Consider the following 15,674-nt stretch of genomic DNA (forward strand, 5'->3'; position numbering starts at 1 on the left):
GATTTGTTTCACAAATCCCATCGCTCCTCGACCGTTCAGGATGGTATAACGTCTTGCGGCAATCGGGTTGCCGTAGACAGCCCACATTCCTAAAGGTGTATATGAAACAGATTACTTTCAGTGACCTGCAGCAGCAAAGCGAGCAGGCCGCACATTCTCCTCGCTTACGCGCGCACCGTAATTTACACCCTGACCTGAGCGACCCGGTGCAGCGTCTGGCCATTGCAATGGAACCCGGTACCTATGTCCGCCCCCATCGCCATCCGCACACCTTTGAACTGCTGACGGCGCTGAGCGGCCGCTTTCTGGTGCTGAATTTTGACGACAGCGGCAACGTGACCCGGCGCGTGGTGTTAGGTGAAGAGTGTAAAGTGCTGGAGATGGATGCCGGAACCTGGCATGCCGTGCTGTCGCTGGATAAAGGTGGCGTCATTTTTGAGGTTAAACACGGGGGGTATCAGCCCGTGCCCGAGCATGATACCGCCCCATGGTCACCGGCCGAAAACGAGCCCGGCACCGAGAAGCTGATGCAATGGTACGCTCAGGCACAGGTGGGTGACGGTGGGTTTACCCTGTAATTATTCTCTTATGTGCCCGGCGCGCGGAAAGGCGAGCCGGGTAAAGAGATAAGCGATCACCTGAGTCAACTCACCGTACTAAAAAGCCAGTCACGAGCAGTCGACAGCGTCACAAACGGGCCTGCCAGCGTGCTGTTGTGATGGGCAATAATGTCGCTGGCGGATAAATAGTCATTATCCACTGTGGTATGCGCATCTGAAATTAATACCGTCCTGAAACCCAGCCCCGGTGCGGCCCGGCAGGTCGTATCGACGCAAAACTCTGTTTTCATCCCGGCAATGACCAGCTGTTTGATGCCTCTCTGATTAAGTTCACGCAGCAATTCGGTATCCCGAAAACAGCTGGGATAGCGCTTGGTGAAAACAACGTCCTGCTCCTTCACGTCCAGTTCAGGTATCAGCTGGGTTAACGGCCCCTTTTCTGAGAAGGGGGAGTCGTCAGGCCCAGTATGGCGGGCAAAAAAGACGGGCACCTGCGCGTCTCGGGCGTTGGCGATTAACAAGCGGATATTGGCCAGAACGGCATCGGCGGAGCGAGGGGAAACCGGGCCCCGAAAGAGGCCCTGCTGCATGTCGATAATCAAGAGAGCATTGTCAGATGAAACCATTTTCTTTCTCCATTCAGAGGGTGGTGAACGGAGAGAGATTTCCCCGTCCATGTCGGCGGGGATTGAGGTTCTGTTTGTCAGTCGTTCACTACAGATACGCTCTCACCGCCGAAGGATCCGGTGGTGGTGAGGGTGGTTGTTGGCTGAACTGACTGATACATGCAATGACCTTTGTTTATTTCGCTGTTAGCGCAACTATCGCGTTCAGTTATAGCGCTGGTGAGAGATTCTCTTCAATACACCAACATCAGTAGGTGCAACGTTAGTGTTGCGCCTGGCTGATATTATTTAATACGGCCGAGCCCTTGCAGGAAATCCTCAACCTGCTCGGGCGTCGCCGTGTCTGCCTGGTAAAGGATATCGAGCTTAACGTTCTTCAACCCGCAGAAACCAAATACCCCTTCGATTATCTGCGTCTGAATCGCCGTCGAATAGCCGTGTTTATCAAATCCGGTGAGATCGCTACCGCCAGTGGCAATCAGGCGAACGGGAACATCCCGTAAATTGCCCACGATCCGGCCGTCGTCAGCCACCTTATACGCCCAGTTCAGGGTCAATACGCGGTCGAACCAGCCTTTCAACAGCGCGGGAACCGACCACCAGTACACCGGGAAGATAAACACCAGCATATCCGCACGCTCGACGCGCTGCTGCTCGCGCAGAATATCGTCGGGGAGGGCGCTCGGATCCCCGTGATATAAGTCAAGATCGGCGCGAGCCATGGCCGGATTAAACCCTTCAGCATGCAGATCGGCGAACTCAACCTGCGTACCTTCCTCGCGTAATTTCCCGGCAATGCGGGCTGCCAGCGTATGGGATAACGAATTGTCGATCGGGTGTGCCGTCACAATCAGCGCGTTTTTAATGGCATTTGTAGCAGACATAGCAACCTCAAAATGGGGGAGAAGAGATGTCTATGTTACTATTGGTAACTTAAGTGTCAATCCACCCCCGGCGATCATTTTGTGCTATTCGCGTAGGTCGCAAGCACGCCGGTCATGGCGCCGCTGAGCGTATCTTCTGCCACATTTCGGGCGAGCACGCCGTTGCCCGCCGCGGTGCTGAGCGCCTCCGCCGCGCCAATGATGGCCGTCAGTACCGCTTCTCCCTGAACGCCTTTTAAGACGATAAAAGGCGAAAGCGCGGTGCGCAGGCAGTCGGCACATTCGGCCACGCATGCTTCCCGGAACGTCTGCAGCGCGCGAGAACCGGACAGCGCCGCGGCGATTGGCCCGGTTTCAGGCCCGGCGGCAATGGCACAGTCGATATAGGCCGCGCTGAAAAAGCGGATCGTCTTATCCAGCGTTTTGCTGTCAACCGCCAGCGTCTCGCGGAATTTCGCCAGTTGCCGATCGCTATAGTCCTGATACAGCGCCATCAGCAGCCCTTCGCGATCGCCAAAGTGGTCGTAGGGGATGGGCTTGGTCACGTTGGCCCGTTCTGCCAGATAGCCAAGGGTTAACGCCTCGGTGCCTTGCTGACGCACGATTCCACGCGCAACCTCCAGCAGCTGCACGCGGCGGTCCTCTTTTCTTAAGCGCTTAACAACCATGCTTTCCTCAGATTAGTTATCTACCAATGGTAGTTTACACGTTTTCCGTGCCGTGCTGAACGCGTTGTTCAACCGGGCGGATCCGGAACCAGATCGCATACATCGCGGGCAGGAAGACGAGGGTAATGATCGTCCCGCCCAGCGTACCGCCGATCAGCGTCCAGGCCAGCGTTCCCCAGAACACCGAATGCGTCAGGGGAATGAACGCCAGCACGGCCGCCATGGCGGTGAGTAAGACCGGTCGCGCTCGCTGGACCGTCGCCTCGACCACCGCCTGGAACGGATCGAGGCCGTCCTTCTGGTTATGATCGATCTGACCGATCAGAATCAGCGTATTACGCATCAGAATGCCGGAGAGGGCGATCAAACCGACCAGCGCGTTGATGCCAAACGGCTGATTAAATATCAGCAGGGTCGGCACGACGCCAATCAGCCCCAGCGGCGCGGTTAAGAACACCATGACCATTGCGGAGAGTGAGCGCACCTGCAAAATGATGATCAGCAGCGTCAGGGCAATCATGATCGGGAACAGCGGTAACATGGCCTGCGTGGCTTTACCCGATTCCTCAATCGAACCCGCCATGTCGATACGGTAGCCGGCCGGTAGCGCATCGGCGATCGGCTGGAGCTGCTTCATGATGGCGACCGACACGTCCGGCGGCTGAAGATTGTCGGCGATATCGCCCCGTACGGTAATCGTGGGGGTGCGATCGCGGCGGCGCAGGATGGGGTCTTCCATGCCAACCTCTATCCTGCCGATTTGAGACAGCGGCACGCGCTGTCCCGCATTGCCGACCAGGGTAAAGCCTTCGATTTTTGCCGGGTCAAGGCGGATATCACCCGCCGCGCGGGCAACGACGTCTACCGATCGAATATCTTCCCGCACGGAGGTGACAGGCACGCCTGATAACAGGAACTGAAGCTGCTCGGCAACGGCGCTGGAGGTTAAGCCGGTCGCCTGCAGGCGGTTCTGATCGAGAGTAAAATGCAATACCGGAACGCGTGACCCCCAGTCGGTGTTGACGGTTCGCATCATCGGGCTTGCCTGAAGCACGGCTTTCACCCGTTCGGCGATGTCCTGTACCTGTTTGACGTCCGGCCCCGACACGCGCCAGGCAACCGGGAAGGGCGAGTAGGGGCCAAACACCAGTTGTGTTACCCGCACGCGGGCTTCAGGTGCAAGACCGCTGGCGACGGCCTCCCTGAGCCTGAACTTAAGCGCCTCACGTGACGTCTCGCTGTCCGTCAGGATCACGATTTTCGCAAAAGAGGGATCGGGCAGCTCGGGAGCCATTGCCAGATAGAAACGGGGCGATCCCTGACCAATATAGGCCGTGACGATTTTGGCTTCCGGCTGCTGGCCCAGCCACGTTTCTATTTTTGCGGTTGCGGCGCTGGTTTGCGCAATCGAGGTGCCATAAGGCATCTGTACTTCAACCAGCACTTCCGGGCGATCGGAGGTCGGGAAGAACTGTTTTTTTACCAGCCCCATGCCAAGCACGGCCAGAATGAAAATGGCGACCACGGACCCGGCCACGCGCCATTTTCTGGCGATAACGCGGCCAAGCAGCTGGCGAAAACGGTTATAGCGAGGCGTGTTATAGATGGCGGCATGACCCCCTTCCACTTTGGGGATCGCCGGCAGGATCTTCACCCCAAGATACGGTGTGAACACCACCGCCACAAACCATGAGGCAATCAGGGCGAGGCCGACAATCCAGAACATATTGCTGGTGTATTCCCCGGCGGTCGACTGGGCAAAACCATTCGGCATAAAGCCAATGGCCGTCACCAGGGTACCGGCCAGCATCGGCGCGGCGGTGTGGCTCCAGGCGTAGGCCGAGGCTTTGATTCTGTCGTAACCTTCCTCCATCTTCACCACCATCATTTCGATGGCGATAATGGCATCGTCAACCAGCAGACCGAGGGCGAGGATCAGGGAGCCCAGCGTGACGCGGTCAAAGTTTATTCCCGCGGCTTCCATCACCACGAAAACGACCGCCAGCGTCAGCGGTACCGCCGCGGCAACCACCACCCCCACGCGCCAGCCCATGCTGACAAAACAGACCACCATGACCACAAGCAGGGCGACGAAGAATTTGATCATAAACTCATCGACAGACGAGCGGATATTCACGGACTGGTCGGTGACTTTGGTCAGGGTCATGCCAAGCGGCAGGCTATCGTTGATTTTCGCCGTTTCCGCATCCAGCGCTTTACCCAGCGCCAGGCCGTTCCAGCCCTCACGCATGACAATGCCCAGCAGCAGGGCGGGTTCATGCTGATTGCGTATCAGCATCGTCGGGGGATCTTCGTAGCCTCGTTCAACTGTTGCCACATCCGACAGCGTGAGCGTTTTGCCCTTGGCGACTAAAGGCGTATCACGAATTTTCTGCAGTTCATCGAACGCGCCATCCAGGCGGATAAAAATCTGTGCGCCCCGGGTCTCAATGGCGCCCGCCGCGGCCAGGGCGTTCTGGCTATTGAGGGCATTGAAAATATCCTGCGGTGAGAGGCCCAATGTGGCCAGACGGTCATGGGAGAAGGCGATATAAATCCGCTCGGCCTGTTCGCCGATAATGTTCACTTTTTTCACCCCGGGAACGTGCAGAAGCTGCTGTCGCAGGCCTTCGGCATCGCGTACCAGCTGCCGCTGCGGTTCGCCTTTTGCTTTCAGGGCAAAGAGGGCAAAGGTGACATCCGAGAATTCATCATTGATCATCGGGCCAATGACGCCCGCCGGAAGACGCAGGGATTCATCACCAAGCTTCTTACGCGCCTGATAGAACTCCTCCTGCACTTCAGAAGGCGGGGTTTTGTCCTGCAGTGACAAGGTGATATACGCCATGCCGGGGCGGGTGTAGGTTTCCGTACGGTCATACCACTTGAGTTCCTGCAGGCGCTTTTCCAGCGGTTCGGCCACCTGATCCTGGATCTCCTGCGCGGTTGCGCCCGGCCAGACGGCAATCGCCGTCATCTGCTTCACGGTGAAGGGCGGATCTTCCGCGCGTCCCAGTCCAAAAAATGCGTAAATACCGGCAATCGTCACCAGAACGATCAGAAACAGCGTGACGGAACGCTCGCGGACGGCCAGCGCTGACAGGTTGAAGCGACGTTGGCTCATGGCGCGTTCTCCGCCGGAGCGGCATGGCGTTGTTCTGCCAGCCTGACAACTTCACCTTCGTGCAGAAGATGGGCCCCTAACGCAACGATCTTCTCCCCGGGCTTCACGCCACCCGTGACCTGGACCGCATCTTCGCCCACGCTCAGCACCTTAACCGGCGTCCATGTGACCTTTGCTGGCTGGGCGGAAATGCGCCAGACGCCAGGCCCTTTACCCGCATCGTAGAGTGAGGCCAGCGGGACCTGCATCGCCTGACCTTCCGTTTTCACGTCTTCAATGCTGAGCGTGACGGTCGCCCCCAGCGGCGCGTTCGCCAGCTGACCATCCAGCACGTAGCGGGCTTCATACGTGCGGGTTGTGGCATCCGCAGAGTCAGACAGCAGGCGCAACGTCGCGGTGACCGGGTGTTGTTCACTGCCATAAAGCGTGGCCTGCGCTTCGCTGCCCACGGCAGGGCGCAGCGTCTCCGGAAGCTGGACAAGCGCTTCGCGCTGTCCCGCTCTGGCAAGGCGGATGACGACCTGCCCGGCACTAACGACCTGACCGGGTTCGGCGAGCGTCTCCATCACCACGCCATCTGAATCCGCCAGCAATACGGCATAGCCCGTGGCGTTTTGCGCCACGTTGGCCTGCGCGCGGGCAGCGCTGAGATCCGCCCGGGCCGTATCGGCCGCCGCTTTAATCTGATCATACTCCGCGGCGGACACCGCGCCGGACGCCACCAGGCCGCGATAACGCGACTCATCGCTGGTGGCTTTTCTCGCCCGCGCCTGGGCAGCATCCACCGCGCGCTGCTGCGCCTGGGCCTGTAATTTCAGGTCAACAGGATCGAGACGCAGCAAAGGCTGTCCCTGTCTGACGGTCTGCCCGGTATCCACCAGGCGTTCGAGGATTTTTCCCTGAACCCTGAAGCCCAGGTCGCTTTGCGTTCTTGCCACCACCACGCCCGTGAAGGCGCGTGCGGTAGGGTTCGCCATCTCGACAGAGGCGGATCTGACAAGCGGTGGCTTAGTGCGCGGATCGTCACTCGCGGAATTATCGCCGCACGCCACCAGGGCAAACGGCAGAAGACATACGGCAACGCGGGCTGAAGTGAGCCTGAGCATGGGAAACCTTATTGAAGTAACAGGACGGTATCCGCATTCTCTGACTAGTGACCAATAATGTCAATGGTCACAAATTAGGGGGCCAGGCTTCTTAATATCAGTGAGGAGAGAAGCACCGCGGCAGCAGGGGCCATTTCAAGGTTGTACTGCAGCTGAACGGGATTAATAAAAGGACACATCACCATGTGGATGGCCTGAGTGACCTCATCCAGCGGCGTTTTTCTTTCAAACTCTCCGGCCTGCCTACCTTCGATAATGATGCTCTCAATCAGCTTCATCAGGCTTTCAGCATACCGTTCAGTCGACGGCCACTGCTCGCGTGCGGCGACGGCGGCGATGTCGTAAAGCTTGCGATCGTGGAAAAACAGCTCGCTTCCTGCCTCGGTAAGCGCTTTGAAAAGCCGGCGTAATTTTTCGCTTGCTGACGGTGCACCTTCGAGAGCGGAAAGCACTGCCGCCATGATCAGCTCCAGGCGGTTAGCGCAGATCACCTCGCCGATAGCCTGCTTGGAATCGAAGAACTTATAAATGTAGGACTTAGAAAAACCGATCGATTTCGCCAGCTCGGCGACGGTGGTTTTTTCATAGCCGTAGTGACCGAAGTGCTCAAAGGCCGCTTCGACGATTTGCTCTCTGACAGAATGGTCAAGTGGACCACGTATTGATGGGGCGTTCATAGTTTTAGTCATTATGTAAGCTTAGCGTGACAGGCGACGATTAACAACGAGTGACCATTTTGTACTTTGGTTACCGTCATTCATCATGAGCCCTTCAGATGGGACGATCAACCCGGTGGGGTAAGTGTATCACTGTTTTTCACGCACGATGGCATCTATCTGCCGACGATACGCGAGGGTTTCAGCGCAGTTCCCTTGCGCTGAACAAAGACGTTTTTTGCTTAAGCCGAGAGTGGACGCAATATGAGCAGAATGTCCGAGGAAACCGTGTTTTGATCGGCGGCTGAGAGGAGGCCGCAGAACCGATGCGGCCTTATATTTCAGGCAGCCAGTTCAGGCATCTGTTCCTTTACGAAATCCAATACCTTCCTCGCGTCCAGAGAGGCATAAGGAAGACTCTCAACGATGGCGAGTGAACGCGTATTACCCACCGTTTCTTTTATCTCATCGAGTTTGTACTGAATGTGCGGTGCGATGAGAAACCCATCGAACGCGGGAGCGACGCTGGCGAAGTTATCCAGCCCAACAGCGCTAATCATCAGCGGATAGCCTTCGCGTTCTGCCAGAGACTGCATCTTTTTGGCGAGCGAATTTGCGGTATTACCAAACAAACAACATATCAGAAGCTTTTTCATGTTTTGTTCCTCCTGAAAACCGCTCTCAGGGTAGTCCTGAGGGTGTCACCGAAATGGGCGCTGTCTCTTATTTTGGCGACAAATTAATGTTCTTTTAGCCAGTCGAGAAAAAACTGACTGAACGCCGTAACCTGAAGCGGCTGCAGCTTGCGCTGCGGATAAACAAACTGCAGCCCGACATCTTTGCGATCGTAGCGGCTAAAGCCGGTGAAGCTGTCGGCAAACAGCACCGTGAGTCTTCCGGCCTCAACGTCGTCTTTGACGTCCCACCACGATTTCCCCGCGATGCCGGCCCCGCTGAGCGCCCACTGACGAAGCACTGCCCCGTCGTCGCACACCATGGCGGGCTCGACGCGCACAATGATTTCCTCTCCCTCTTTTTCAAAACGCCATTCGTTCATCACCACGCCCTGAGACTCCAGCGCCAGGCACCGGTGTCGGGCTAAATCTGCAAACGTGGCGGGGATGCCGTGGTCGTTAAGATACGCCCCGGAGGCAACCAGCACCCGATGGTTCGGGCGGATGTTTCTGACGACAAGGCTGCTGTCCGGCAGGTTACCGAAACGCACGCTCATATCAAGCCGGTTAGCAACCAGATCCTCAACGTGTTCTTTTAGCGAGATGTAAAATTTTACGGCAGGATGGCGTCGGGAAAATTCAATGACGGCAGGGCTGAGATACTGTCTGCCAAAGTCCGAGGGAGAGGAAAGGCGAATGTTGCCGCTGAGCACGCCTTCTTTTTGCGTCAGCAGCGACTCGGCGTGATGCACCTCTTCCAGCACGCGCAGCGCGGCGTGGTAAAACTCTTCGCCTGCGCGGGTCAGGGTGAGGGAGCGCGTGGAGCGATGAAACAGCCGCGTCTGGTAACGCTCCTCAATCGCCTTCAGCCTGGCCGTCATGGTGGCAGGGGAAAGCGACAGGCGTCGTCCGGCGGCGGAAAGACTTCCGGCCCTGGCGACTTCCACCAGTAAGGCCATGTCTTCGAGTTTACCCATTATTCATTTTTTCCGAAAAGTGCATCTATTTTTAGCGTAATTATCAAAATCAGATGCCGACTGTAAAGTGATTTCATCCAAACCATAAGGGATGAAAACATGCAACGTATCTCACTTTTGAACCGCAGGAAAATTTCTACGTATTTCAATTCCGCTGTAGCGATGGTTATTCTTGCCAGTCTGTCCGGCACCACATTTTCGGCGCCGCTGGAATGGCTTCAGCCGAAACAGCTTATTGGTGATAAGAGCTTGCCCCAGGCGCAATTAAGGGCGAATGAAGCCGTTGCCAGAGAATATGCAACGTTCTGGAATACGGGAGAAGAATCCCTGGCGCGTGATGCGCTGGCGGTGAATTTCATCGATAAAACGCCCCCGGAAGGTCGTAAGCAAGGGCCTGAAGGCGCTATTTTAGCCTCGCGTGCGTTTCGCACGGCCGTGCCCGATTTGCGCTGCGACGTTGAGCAGATGATTATTTCAGGCACTCGCGTGGTTTCGCATTTGCATTTTTACGGCACATTCACCGGGACATTTGGCAAGCTGAAAGGAAAAGGGCAGAAAATAGATTTCATCGCTACGGATATTTATGAAGTCCGCGACGGTAAAATTGCGGCAAACTGGCATATTGAGGACAACCTGACGCTGATGAAACAGCTGGGCGCACTCTAAACCCATCACTCCGGGGCGCCCCGGAGTGATGTAAAAATCCTATAAGCCCAGATCGCTCAGCGACGGGTGATCGTCCGGGCGTCTGCCCAGCGGCCAGTGGAACAGTCGCTCGGATTCTTTTATCGGCATATCGTTTACGCAGGCAAAACGACGCTTCATCAAGCCGTCCGGGTCGAATTCCCAGTTCTCGTTGCCGTACGAGCGGAACCAGTTGCCTGAATCATCATGCCATTCATAGGCATAGCGGACCGCGATGCGGTTATCCGTAAAGGCCCACAGCTCTTTAATCAGACGATAGTCCAGCTCTTTTTTCCATTTCCGCTCCAGAAACGCCCGGGCCTCTTCACGGTTGGTGGCGAACTCTGCACGGTTGCGCCATTGGGTATCCAGTGTATAGGCCAGCGCGACTTTCGCCGGGTCGCGACTGTTCCAGCCATCTTCTGCCAGCCTGACTTTTTCGATGGCGCTTTCACGGGTGAAGGGCGGTAAAGGAGGACGTGTGTTCATGGCGGTTACCTCAGTGTGATTTTATGTAGACAGGTCTGTCTACTTGGGGTAATCTATGCCTGAAAAATAACGCTGTCAACACCCTTTTTGAGACTGTCGAAAAAATGAAAACCGAACACGCAGGCAACGAAACAAAAATTAGCGTCCGGGATAAAATATTACTCACGGCGCACGATCTGTTTTATTCCACGGGCTTCAGGGCGACGGGGGTTGATACGCTGATTAAAGAGGCGAAAGTGACGAAGGTGACGTTTTATCGCCATTTTCCGAGCAAAAGTTTGCTTATTCTCGCCTATTTGCACTATCGGCATGCAATATGGATTAACTGGTTTGAATCCACGCTGCGCCGACATCTCGATGAAGGCAAAATACCTGCTGATGCGATTTCTGCAACGCTCTGTGAATGGTTTATTTCGCCGGAGTTCCACGGCTGCGCGTTTATTAATGCCAGCGCAGAGGCAAAATCGGAAGATATTGAAAGCGAAATAAAAGCGATATGCCGCGATCATAAAATCGAAACAAAGAATATTATTGCGTCGCTGACGACCATCGCGGATGAGCGCGTCGTCAATGAAATCATGCTGCTCATTGACGGTGCCATTATTCATGCGCAGATGGGCATGGAGACGGATGAGGTCATCACGTCGTTGAAGAGGGCACTAGAAGCAGCGTTTTTAGGGGGCAAATAATGTTTACACCTGAGACGACTGACAAACGCCAGCAACACAACAACACTAAGCGTTGAATAACCTTCACACCGGAATGAGCAAATGGCCTATAACCGTACTTTCGCTCTCGATATAAGCTGGAAAACGCTGCTGAAAGACGCGGGGCTTGAGCCAGAACGCATCCTCCGCAGGGCAGGATTACCTGACGATCTCTTTTTACAAAAAGCGCGGGGACTCGATACGAATGAATACATTCGCTTCTGGAATGCACTGGAGGCTGAAACGAACGATCCTGCCTTTCCTGTCCCGCTCATTGAGTTGATCTCTGCGGATGTGTTTGATCCGCCCCTTTTTGCCGCACTGTGTAGCAGCAATATGATGCAGGCTGTCCAGCGTCTGGCAAGATATAAACAGCTTATTGCTCCGATGGTTCTGGAGACAACGGTCGACCAAAGCGGCAACCTTACCGTCTCACCACGTTGGCTTTTTGCGACAACTATTCCGCCGTTTCTCCAGGTGGCAGAGCTGGGCTTCCTGCTCAAGCTTCTGCGGCTGGGAACGCGCGAACCGGTTAACCCCTTACGGATCTGCGTTTCTGCGCTACCGTCATCGGTTCAGAACAGCCACTTTTCGTGTTTCTTTGGTACTGACGTGCAATACGGAGAACAGCCCGCCATCAGCTTTTCCGCAGCCGATGCGCTTCGACCCTTTTTAACGGTCAATGAGGGGATGTGGCAGGTATTTGAACCGGAACTGCAGCGTCGTCTCGGTCAGTTAAATGAACGGGCTTCAACCGCCGAGCGCGTACGAGCGGTACTCCTGGAGCTAATTCCCGGTAACGAAGCGACTATTGAAAAAGCGGCTGAGCGTCTGGGAATGAGTAAACGCACGCTGCAGCGAAGGCTTGAGCAGGAAGGGGAAAACTTTCGCAACCTTGTCAACGCGTGTCGAGAACACCTGGCCCGTCATTATCTTCGCAATACGCGTCTTTCCGGGTATGAGATCGCGTTTTTGCTGGGTTTCGAAGATCCTAACTCATTCTATCGCGCATTTATGACCTGGACGGGCCAGACTCCTGAAGCGGCCAGGACAGCCATGCGTCTTGAGTAAACACGTGCGTATTTATCGCTCTGATGGCGCAGTTTGCGAGTCAAATGGCGCGATACGCTAGTTAACATGAGGTCAAAGGAGAGCAAACTAGCCACAGTCTACTCACCGAGGTATCTATGTTTACTCAGGACAAAAAAACTGCGCTGGTCACCGGTGCATCGTCAGGTATGGGCAAAGCCATCGCCCGTCGTCTTATTCAGGATGGCTATCAGGTTTACGCTGCTGCCCGTAGCGTTGAGAAAATGCACGATCTTGCCCAGCTTGGCGCGTACCCTCTGCGGATGGATATCTCACGTGATGAAGACATTGTGGTTGCCGTGAATACCATCATGTCGCAGACAGGTGGGGTTGACGTGCTGGTCAACAACGCGGGTTTTGGGCTCTATGGACCGGTAGAAGAGATCGGTATTGATGAAGCTCGCTATCAGTTTGAGGTTAACGTGTTTGGTGCGGCCCGCCTTACGCAACTGCTGATCCCGGCCATGCGCGCCAGACGCAGCGGTTACATTATTAATATCACCTCTATGGGGGGTAAGATTTACACCCTTCTTGGAGCCTGGTATCACGCCACGAAACATGCGCTTGAGGGATGGTCTGACTGTCTGCGTCTTGAAGTGGCTGAATTTGGCATTAAGGTTGTGATTGTTGAACCGGGTTTAATCGAGACAGGCTTTGGTGATGTGGTCAGCGGCAATATAGTTAAACGCTCAGCAAATGGCCCTTACGCTCGCCTCGTGGAGAAGGTGTCTAAATCGGTCAAAAATGCATACGGGAATGGCAGAGGCAGCGACCCGAAGGTGATTGCCGACGTGGTTGCCCGCGCCGTTAAAAGCCCTCATCCGCGTACACGTTATGCAGCCGGCAAGTATGCAAAGATGCTCATCCGCATGCGTCTCTGGTTGGGAGACCGTCTGTTCGATCGCGTTATCCTTGGCCAGACGCTATGACCCAAGCGCCGAGGATGAAAAAATCCTCGGTGTCAGTATGTGCCCTTACACAAGGCTGTAAACCCCCGCGCCCCAGTAACCGGTTACCGGGGAAGTCTGTTCTTTCCAGCCTGATGCGATCAGTTCCTTCGCAATAAACCGATTGATCATTCCGTGCCCCATGAGCAAGACGGGGCCGTCAGAGTCCTTCGCGACATTCACCAGGATTTCTGCCGCCTTAACGGCACGTTCTTTTGCGACGCTCACGCACTCTGACTCGCCAGACAGGCCGCAGAGCCAAAGAACGCGAAATAGCGCTGCCCAGTAAAAAGGCGATAGCCGTAACCCCGGAATACGGAACACCGGCAGCTCTGCTTCCCGAAAAACCTCATCAATTAAGCCCGGTTCACACCCCAGCGTTTTCAACGATGAAAGGGCTCGCGGGAGAGGGCTGCTGAGAAACGTCAGTGCGCGGTACGCGAGGATTTGAGCCATCTCCGAAGGTCTGTCGCGGCCCGTTGAAGAGCGGTTATAGCTGTCGATCCATCCCGCCATTTCCCTGTACGACACCTTTCCCGCGCCCCTGTATTCGGGTTCGCCGTGGCGCATCAAAATAATTTCCATATGTTTTTTATCACCTGTCATCCCTTCGTCAGGGGCAGATTAGCGCGATCGAAAGCGGTTTTTCACCCACCCGTTTTAGTGTGTCTGAGCCTGAAGCGTACGTAGCAGACTTCTCAGTCTGTAAAATATTTTCACGCGCGCGTATTCTGTGGAAAAGCGCTGAGCATAACCATTTAGAGTAAAGGTAACGGAAATGAGAACACAGAAACGATGCCTCGGCTGCGTGGCTATTGTGGTTGATGACTACGATCGCGCCATTGAATACTACACCGACAAGCTGGGGTTTACCCTTGTAGAGGATACGCCCCAACCGGGTAAACGCTGGGTAGTCGTCTCACCCAACCCGGAAAGCGACTGCAATATTTTGCTGGCTCGTGCGTCTAACGAGAGGCAGGAAGGTTTTATCGGTAATCAATGCGGTGGCCGAGTTTTCCTGTTCCTTCAGACGGATGATTTTTGGCGCGATTACCATGCCATGAAAGCAAAAGGCGTTCATTTTTGTGAAGAACCTCGTGAGGAAGAGTACGGTATGGTGGTGGTGTTTGAAGATATTTACGGCAACCGCTGGGACCTCTATCAACATGCCCAACGCGGGTAATGGCCAGGGATACCTTCCATGACTCTTCGAATTCGACAGGCCAGCGGGGCCGATTCTGCGCTCTTAAGTGAACTTGGATACCGCATATACCCCGCCCATTTTCAGCATCTGTGGGTATCCGACGCCGAGATGAAGGCCTTTCTGGACGGCGAGTATGCCGTTTCTGTACTTGAACAGAGCCTGAAAGAGCCGAATGTGACCTGGTATATTGCACAGACCGATCGGCCTGTGGGATTTATGAAAGTGACCTGGGACGCCATGCTTCCAGAAACGGACAAGAGGGGCGTTCTCCTCAACAAGCTCTACCTCGATCCTGCCGAGACCGGCAAGAACTATGGTCAGGACATGTTCAATAAAATTACCGACATGGCCCGGAGCAGGGGAAAGGACTATCTCTGGCTGGAAGTGCTTGAGCAGAACGCAGGAGCGTACCGGTTCTACCAGAAGCAGGGCATGCTCTGCATTAAGAACGTCCTTTTTGAAACAGCCTCACAGCAGAGCATACTCAGAATTATGGGGATGTCTCTTTAGGGCCTGGGCTCTCGTCCCGCTGTGCCAGCGACAGCGCGCTGGCGCTGGCGGGATCGAACAGCGAGATGCTCTCAATTTGATTGAGTAAAATCACCTTGCGGAATGACATGGCGCTGCGGGGTTCCGAGTCGAGCGTAATGTCATGCTCGGCGTACCACCGGCTGTAATTATTCTCGATGCGCAGGTTCATCGTCTTTTCGTCCCGGTACCCGCTCAACATCGGGATCAGCACGATATTGGCCGTTTTTTCATATTCCAGCGTCGCAGTGTGGATCATACCCACGTATATCCGCCTCGAGCGGAGCGTGACCTGCGCCAGCTCGCCTTGCTCCATACACTGATAGAGCAGTTGCTCGATCCCGCTCGCCTGCGCAAGCCGTTTGTAGAGCTTTTTCCGGCTCTCGCCGTCCAGTCTGGCGCTGCCTGCCCAGTTAGACCGGTAGAGACAAAACAGGATGGCAAACGCCAGCATTACCACCACCGGCGCCTGAATGCCTAAAAAACTCCAGTTCATAAAGTCGATTTGCCAGTCGGTGTATTTCGGTGAGGCAAAGTGAAAAGCGTTGTTGGCGGCGGAAAGGCTAAGCAGCAGCAGCCAGAGCAACCCCGTGGCAATCACCCCTTGCAGAACGAAAATACAGCCGTAAAGCGCAACGAGAAAATAGACATCCCAACCGAAGGAACGCTTGATTTTAAAGCGGGTCGACAGGTCGCGGCTGGTGTACCAGTACCCGCAGACCATCAGCACCATAAATATCGCCGTTCCCAT

At 55.2% G+C, this 15,674-nt stretch carries 18 protein-coding genes; 7 read left to right on the top strand and 11 right to left on the bottom strand.

What is annotated here, in order from left to right:
- The first annotated feature begins 101 nt into the window (after window positions 1–101).
- Window positions 102–578 carry a WbuC family cupin fold metalloprotein gene (locus ABFV38_RS10485; RefSeq protein WP_008502351.1) on the top strand — a complete coding sequence of 159 codons (477 nt, stop codon included), beginning with the start codon at window positions 102–104 and terminating at the stop codon, window positions 576–578.
- 65 nt (window positions 579–643) lie between these two features.
- Here the strand turns inward: ABFV38_RS10485 and ABFV38_RS10490 are convergent, their stop codons facing one another.
- The 8 genes from ABFV38_RS10490 to ABFV38_RS10525 form a co-directional block, all read right to left on the bottom strand.
- Window positions 644–1,186: a cysteine hydrolase family protein gene (locus ABFV38_RS10490; RefSeq protein ID WP_348959335.1), complete on the bottom strand. Its 543-nt coding sequence runs from the start codon at window positions 1,184–1,186 to the stop codon at window positions 644–646.
- A 284-nt stretch (window positions 1,187–1,470) separates the two neighbouring features.
- The gene (locus ABFV38_RS10495; RefSeq protein ID WP_348959336.1) at window positions 1,471–2,070 is read right to left on the bottom strand and encodes an NAD(P)H-dependent oxidoreductase; all 600 of its coding nucleotides are present in this window, start codon (window positions 2,068–2,070) and stop codon (window positions 1,471–1,473) included.
- A 74-nt stretch (window positions 2,071–2,144) separates the two neighbouring features.
- A complete protein-coding gene (locus tag ABFV38_RS10500) occupies window positions 2,145–2,738 on the bottom strand; it encodes a TetR/AcrR family transcriptional regulator (RefSeq protein ID WP_348959337.1) in 594 nt (197 codons plus the stop codon).
- Between the two features lie 34 nt (window positions 2,739–2,772).
- Window positions 2,773–5,862: an efflux RND transporter permease subunit gene (locus tag ABFV38_RS10505; RefSeq protein ID WP_348959338.1), complete on the bottom strand. Its 3,090-nt coding sequence runs from the start codon at window positions 5,860–5,862 to the stop codon at window positions 2,773–2,775.
- Window positions 5,859–6,968 (bottom strand): efflux RND transporter periplasmic adaptor subunit, encoded by a 1,110-nt coding sequence (locus tag ABFV38_RS10510; RefSeq protein WP_235403105.1) that lies wholly within the window; start codon window positions 6,966–6,968, stop codon window positions 5,859–5,861. Before ABFV38_RS10510 ends, ABFV38_RS10505 begins: the two co-directional genes overlap by 4 nt.
- Before the next feature lie 74 nt (window positions 6,969–7,042).
- Complete coding sequence (locus ABFV38_RS10515) at window positions 7,043–7,657, bottom strand: TetR/AcrR family transcriptional regulator (RefSeq protein ID WP_045910456.1); 615 nt, start codon at window positions 7,655–7,657, stop codon at window positions 7,043–7,045.
- 308 nt (window positions 7,658–7,965) lie between these two features.
- Window positions 7,966–8,280, bottom strand: coding sequence for a PTS cellobiose transporter subunit IIB (locus ABFV38_RS10520; protein ID WP_045910457.1), 315 nt, complete (start codon window positions 8,278–8,280; stop codon window positions 7,966–7,968).
- An 83-nt stretch (window positions 8,281–8,363) separates the two neighbouring features.
- On the bottom strand, window positions 8,364–9,275 hold the full coding sequence (locus tag ABFV38_RS10525) for a LysR family transcriptional regulator (protein WP_348959339.1): 912 nt from the start codon (window positions 9,273–9,275) through the stop codon (window positions 8,364–8,366).
- Window positions 9,276–9,374: 99 nt separating this feature from the next.
- Between ABFV38_RS10525 and ABFV38_RS10530 the strand changes: the two genes are divergently transcribed.
- Window positions 9,375–9,941, top strand: a complete 567-nt coding sequence (locus ABFV38_RS10530; protein ID WP_348959340.1) for an ester cyclase — start codon at window positions 9,375–9,377, stop codon at window positions 9,939–9,941.
- A gap of 39 nt (window positions 9,942–9,980) precedes the next feature.
- Here the strand turns inward: ABFV38_RS10530 and ABFV38_RS10535 are convergent, their stop codons facing one another.
- On the bottom strand, window positions 9,981–10,448 hold the full coding sequence (locus ABFV38_RS10535) for a nuclear transport factor 2 family protein (protein WP_021241363.1): 468 nt from the start codon (window positions 10,446–10,448) through the stop codon (window positions 9,981–9,983).
- 104 nt (window positions 10,449–10,552) lie between these two features.
- Here ABFV38_RS10535 and ABFV38_RS10540 point away from each other — a divergent pair, with 104 nt between their 5' ends.
- From ABFV38_RS10540 to ABFV38_RS10550, 3 genes are all read left to right on the top strand, one after another.
- The gene (locus ABFV38_RS10540) at window positions 10,553–11,137 is read left to right on the top strand and encodes a TetR/AcrR family transcriptional regulator (RefSeq protein ID WP_348959341.1); all 585 of its coding nucleotides are present in this window, start codon (window positions 10,553–10,555) and stop codon (window positions 11,135–11,137) included.
- Window positions 11,138–11,218: 81 nt separating this feature from the next.
- A complete protein-coding gene (locus ABFV38_RS10545) occupies window positions 11,219–12,226 on the top strand; it encodes an AraC family transcriptional regulator ligand-binding domain-containing protein (protein ID WP_348959342.1) in 1,008 nt (335 codons plus the stop codon).
- A gap of 116 nt (window positions 12,227–12,342) precedes the next feature.
- Window positions 12,343–13,173 (top strand): oxidoreductase, encoded by an 831-nt coding sequence (locus ABFV38_RS10550; protein ID WP_348959343.1) that lies wholly within the window; start codon window positions 12,343–12,345, stop codon window positions 13,171–13,173.
- 45 nt (window positions 13,174–13,218) lie between these two features.
- Here ABFV38_RS10550 and ABFV38_RS10555 read toward each other — a convergent pair whose 3' ends face one another.
- Entirely contained in the window at window positions 13,219–13,776 is a 558-nt protein-coding gene (locus ABFV38_RS10555) for a histidine phosphatase family protein (protein WP_348959344.1), read from the bottom strand.
- 193 nt (window positions 13,777–13,969) lie between these two features.
- Between ABFV38_RS10555 and ABFV38_RS10560 the strand changes: the two genes are divergently transcribed.
- Together ABFV38_RS10560 and ABFV38_RS10565 are read left to right on the top strand one after the other, a co-directional pair.
- Window positions 13,970–14,374, top strand: coding sequence for a VOC family protein (locus tag ABFV38_RS10560; protein ID WP_028015889.1), 405 nt, complete (start codon window positions 13,970–13,972; stop codon window positions 14,372–14,374).
- Between the two features lie 18 nt (window positions 14,375–14,392).
- Window positions 14,393–14,905 (top strand): GNAT family N-acetyltransferase, encoded by a 513-nt coding sequence (locus tag ABFV38_RS10565; RefSeq protein ID WP_348959345.1) that lies wholly within the window; start codon window positions 14,393–14,395, stop codon window positions 14,903–14,905.
- Here ABFV38_RS10565 and ABFV38_RS10570 read toward each other — a convergent pair.
- A complete protein-coding gene (locus ABFV38_RS10570; protein WP_045910465.1) occupies window positions 14,886–15,674 on the bottom strand; it encodes a hypothetical protein in 789 nt (262 codons plus the stop codon). The two genes, ABFV38_RS10565 and ABFV38_RS10570, sit on opposite strands and share 20 nt — an antisense overlap.

This window comes from Enterobacter cloacae complex sp. Mu1197, assembly GCF_040059225.1.
Classification (GTDB): domain Bacteria; phylum Pseudomonadota; class Gammaproteobacteria; order Enterobacterales; family Enterobacteriaceae; genus Enterobacter; species Enterobacter quasiroggenkampii.

Coding starts and splice junctions, on each gene's coding strand:
- ABFV38_RS10520 (WP_045910457.1), bottom strand. CDS start 8,280: ATGAAAAAGCTTCTGATATGTTGTTTGTTTGGTAATACCGCAAATTCG.
- ABFV38_RS10555 (WP_348959344.1), bottom strand. CDS start 13,776: ATGGAAATTATTTTGATGCGCCACGGCGAACCCGAATACAGGGGCGCG.
- ABFV38_RS10510 (WP_235403105.1), bottom strand. CDS start 6,968: ATGCTCAGGCTCACTTCAGCCCGCGTTGCCGTATGTCTTCTGCCGTTT.
- ABFV38_RS10485 (WP_008502351.1), top strand. CDS start 102: ATGAAACAGATTACTTTCAGTGACCTGCAGCAGCAAAGCGAGCAGGCC.
- ABFV38_RS10530 (WP_348959340.1), top strand. CDS start 9,375: ATGCAACGTATCTCACTTTTGAACCGCAGGAAAATTTCTACGTATTTC.
- ABFV38_RS10500 (WP_348959337.1), bottom strand. CDS start 2,738: ATGGTTGTTAAGCGCTTAAGAAAAGAGGACCGCCGCGTGCAGCTGCTG.
- ABFV38_RS10490 (WP_348959335.1), bottom strand. CDS start 1,186: ATGGTTTCATCTGACAATGCTCTCTTGATTATCGACATGCAGCAGGGC.
- ABFV38_RS10495 (WP_348959336.1), bottom strand. CDS start 2,070: ATGTCTGCTACAAATGCCATTAAAAACGCGCTGATTGTGACGGCACAC.
- ABFV38_RS10515 (WP_045910456.1), bottom strand. CDS start 7,657: ATGACTAAAACTATGAACGCCCCATCAATACGTGGTCCACTTGACCAT.
- ABFV38_RS10560 (WP_028015889.1), top strand. CDS start 13,970: ATGAGAACACAGAAACGATGCCTCGGCTGCGTGGCTATTGTGGTTGAT.
- ABFV38_RS10525 (WP_348959339.1), bottom strand. CDS start 9,275: ATGGGTAAACTCGAAGACATGGCCTTACTGGTGGAAGTCGCCAGGGCC.
- ABFV38_RS10540 (WP_348959341.1), top strand. CDS start 10,553: ATGAAAACCGAACACGCAGGCAACGAAACAAAAATTAGCGTCCGGGAT.
- ABFV38_RS10550 (WP_348959343.1), top strand. CDS start 12,343: ATGTTTACTCAGGACAAAAAAACTGCGCTGGTCACCGGTGCATCGTCA.
- ABFV38_RS10535 (WP_021241363.1), bottom strand. CDS start 10,448: ATGAACACACGTCCTCCTTTACCGCCCTTCACCCGTGAAAGCGCCATC.
- ABFV38_RS10505 (WP_348959338.1), bottom strand. CDS start 5,862: ATGAGCCAACGTCGCTTCAACCTGTCAGCGCTGGCCGTCCGCGAGCGT.
- ABFV38_RS10545 (WP_348959342.1), top strand. CDS start 11,219: ATGGCCTATAACCGTACTTTCGCTCTCGATATAAGCTGGAAAACGCTG.
- ABFV38_RS10570 (WP_045910465.1), bottom strand. CDS start 15,674: ATGGGAACGGCGATATTTATGGTGCTGATGGTCTGCGGGTACTGGTAC.
- ABFV38_RS10565 (WP_348959345.1), top strand. CDS start 14,393: ATGACTCTTCGAATTCGACAGGCCAGCGGGGCCGATTCTGCGCTCTTA.